Annotated in this window: 2 protein-coding genes; one reads left to right on the forward strand and one right to left on the reverse strand. The window is 67.9% G+C overall.

The genetic code is table 11. The annotated features are described in order from the left end of the window. Window positions 1–75: 75 nt before the first annotated feature. Window positions 76–450: a hypothetical protein gene (locus K206_RS0113785; RefSeq protein WP_020202991.1), complete on the reverse strand. Its 375-nt coding sequence runs from the start codon at window positions 448–450 to the stop codon at window positions 76–78. A gap of 272 nt (window positions 451–722) precedes the next feature. Between K206_RS0113785 and K206_RS0113790 the strand changes: the two genes are divergently transcribed. Further along, window positions 723–3,095: a TonB-dependent receptor gene (locus K206_RS0113790; protein ID WP_155888061.1), complete on the forward strand. Its 2,373-nt coding sequence runs from the start codon at window positions 723–725 to the stop codon at window positions 3,093–3,095. Window positions 3,096–3,268: the final 173 nt, after the last annotated feature.

The raw sequence follows: 3,268 nt of genomic DNA on the forward strand, positions 1-3,268 counted from the left end.
GGAAGGGCGCCCGCCGCCGCGCCGGCGCGCATGGACGCATCGGCGCGGCGGCGAGCGCATCAGCGCATCAGCGCATCAGCGCTTCCAGGCGACCGGCGCGGTGGCCGAGCATGTCGCCATCCTGCCGTACCAGTTGCGGCTGGTGGCGAGCCTGACGCGCTGCGCGTCGATCGGCTCGATCTGGCGCTGCCGGCGCTCGGCGAGGTTGTTCGCCACGCTCGCGAGCATGGCCCTGCATGCCGACTCCGCGGTGCCGGTGCGCACCGTGAAGCCGGAATAGCGATGGTTGACCATCAGCGTGAAGCCGTCGGCGACGTACTCCACCGTGTACTCGGTGTCGGTGTCGTAGGTGGACATCTGCCGGCCATTGCCCGGCATGGGCGCGGGCGTGGTGGTGCAGGCCGCCGCCGCCAGGCAGGCCATCGCTGCCAGCACCTTGGTGAATTTCACAGCATGACCTCCGTGGCATTGCTCGTGGATGGAAAGGGGCGCCGGCTGGCTCGCGGGCGCGCCCTGGGGCTGGATGGTACCAAGAATCGGGAAGCGCGCACCTCACTTGTCCCGCCACTTGTCCTGCATTTGTCCCGCATTTCCCCGCCGCCTTGCGCGCCGCCCGCTCCATAGGTCGCACCTATCGGTCTCGTTTTCCGATCAAAAAGATTTCCGGGCTCGGACGGTACCGCCGCGGCTGCCTGATCGGCTTTAGAGGTAAGGGCGCGTGCTTGCCGGCAGCGAAGCGCAATGGCGGAAAAACGAAGACAAAGGGAAAACTGCTCATGCCTTTCAGATGGAATCAGAAAACGCGGGCGTGCCGTGCGCTGGGCGGGGCCCTGGCCGTGGCGAGCGCCAGCCTGTGCGCGCAGACGGCGATCAACATGCAGGCCCAGCCGTTGTCGACGGCGTTGTCGCAGCTTGCGCGGGAACGCGGCGTCAATATCCTGGCGCTCGACAATCTGGTCGCCGGCCGCGCCGCGCCCGCCGTTTCCGGCGTGATGACCGTGCCGCAGGCGCTCGACCGGCTGCTGCAGGGCAGCGGGCTGACGGCGCAGCAGCAGGACGAGAAGACCTACGTGATCCGCGCGTTGCCGCCCGCGCGCAAGGAGCCGGCCTCCGGCGCGGGCGCCAGCGTGCTGCCGACCATCACCGTCACCGACAGCAGCGCGCCATCGGATTCGGGCTTCGTCGCAGTGGCGACCTCGACGGCCACGCGCACCGACACGCCGATCGCGGAAATTCCGCAGTCGGTCCAGGTCGTGACGGAGGACGTGCTGAAAAGCCAGCAGGTGCAGTCCGTCGGCGACGCATTGCGCAACGTCAGCGGTGTGTCGATCTCGAACGCGGGCGCCGACAGCATCGGCGGCACGCCGTACATCCGCGGCATGACGGCGGCGGTCAGCGTCAATGGCGGCATAAGTCTCGCGCGCGCGGATACCGCGCTGTCGCTGCCGGCGATCGCGCTCTCGAGCGTCGAAGTCCTGAAGGGAGCGAGCGCCATCCTGGCGGGCGCATCGGATCCCGGCGGCATCGTCAACATCAACGTCAAGCGTCCGCAGGCGGAGCCCGTGCGCGAAGCGACCCTGCAGACCGGCTCGTACGGCAACCTGATGGGCGGGCTCGACCTGGCCGGCGCATTCTCGGAGGACAAGAAGCTGATCTACCGCTTCGTCGTCTCGGGCGAGCGCAACAGCCGCGATTTCATCGGCCACGACGGCAAGCGCGATTTCTATGTGGCGCCGTCGATCGGCTGGCGCAGCGGTGGCACCGACCTGGCGGTGGGTTTCGAGCAGCATACGGGGCGGCAGCCGCCCCCCAGCTATACCTTCCCCCTGTTGAGCGGCCCGGCGCCGCTCACCGGGCTGTCGGGCCGCGCGGACGACCACATGTCCGTCAACAGCACCTCGGCGTACTACGACCTCAAGCAACAGCTGACACCCGGGCTGACCCTGCAGAGCAAGGTGCGCTATATCGCCGACAGCTCGATCAACTCGGCCTACACGGCTTTCCCCGCCGACATGGGCACGTCCGATCCCCTGGCGGTGTACACCGGCGTTGCCAGCCGCACCAGCGTGCGTTCCTTCAATCTCGACAACAGCCTCAAGGCCCGGTTCGCCACCGGCCCGGTCCGGCATACGATGCTGGCCGGCTTTGCCTATACGACTGCGTGGACTTCGGTGAACGGCGGCTACGGAGGCATGGCGTTCGGAGCGTTCCCGATGTCCGATCTGCCGCCGCTGAGCCAGGTGGTTACTCCGCAGCCGTCTTTTACCTATTCGGAACGCACTTACCAGAACGTCTTTTATCTGCAGGATCAGCTGAAGTGGGACAGGCTCACCGTCCTGGCGAGCATCAACCACGGCCAGGCCTGGTCCAGCCTGCAGCCTTCGGTGGACGCCTGGTCGCCCGGCATCGGCTTCGTGTACCAGCTTACCGATGCGGTGGGGATCTACGCCAACGCGCTGCGCAGCTTTTCGCCGCAATCCAATATCAGGCGCGACCTCGGCAGGGCCGAGCCCATGCCGCCGCAGACCGGCCGTTCGGTGGAAGCCGGCGTCAAGCTGAACCTGCTCGATGACCGCCTCACGGGGACGCTGGCGGTGTACCGCGCCGCCAAGTACAACGTGGCGATGAGCGATCCGACGAATCCGGGCTTTTCCTTCCTGGTGCCGGGCGTCGTGAGCCGCGGCTTCGAAATGGACCTGACCGGGCGCCTGATGCCAGGCTGGAACATCATCGCCAGCTACACGTACGCCAATCAGTTGCCGACCGAGGGCAACATCAGCCAGCTGCCGCGAAGCTCCGCCAGCCTGTGGACGACCTATGACCTGCAGGGCGAGACCCTGCGCGGCTGGGGCGTCGGCGTCGGCATCTGGGCGCGCACCCGCTACCAGGCCACTGCCTTCACCGGCGAAAACCGCTCGATTCCCGGCCAGGCCCGCACCGACGCGAGCCTCTATTACCGCGACAGGCAGTGGTCGCTGACGCTCGGCGTGAAGAACCTGTTCGCCCGCACGCTGTACGGCGATTACGCCAGCCAGCAACTGGTGGAAGTCCTGCCGGGGCGCCTGGTCTACGTCACCGCGACCCACAACTTCTGAGGCGCCTCATGGAGATCTTCGTGCCCTCGCCGCCGTGGCGGGCCCGCCCGGCGCCCGATGGAAAGCCGCGGCCATCCGCGCATGCGCGCCGGCTCGGCGGCGTGGCGTTCACGCTGCTGCTGCACGGGCTGGCGCTGTTCGGCATCGCGCGATACGCGCCGCCCGCCTCGCTC

It is taken from the genome of Cupriavidus sp. WS (genome assembly GCF_000395345.1).
Classification (GTDB): domain Bacteria; phylum Pseudomonadota; class Gammaproteobacteria; order Burkholderiales; family Burkholderiaceae; genus Cupriavidus; species Cupriavidus basilensis_B.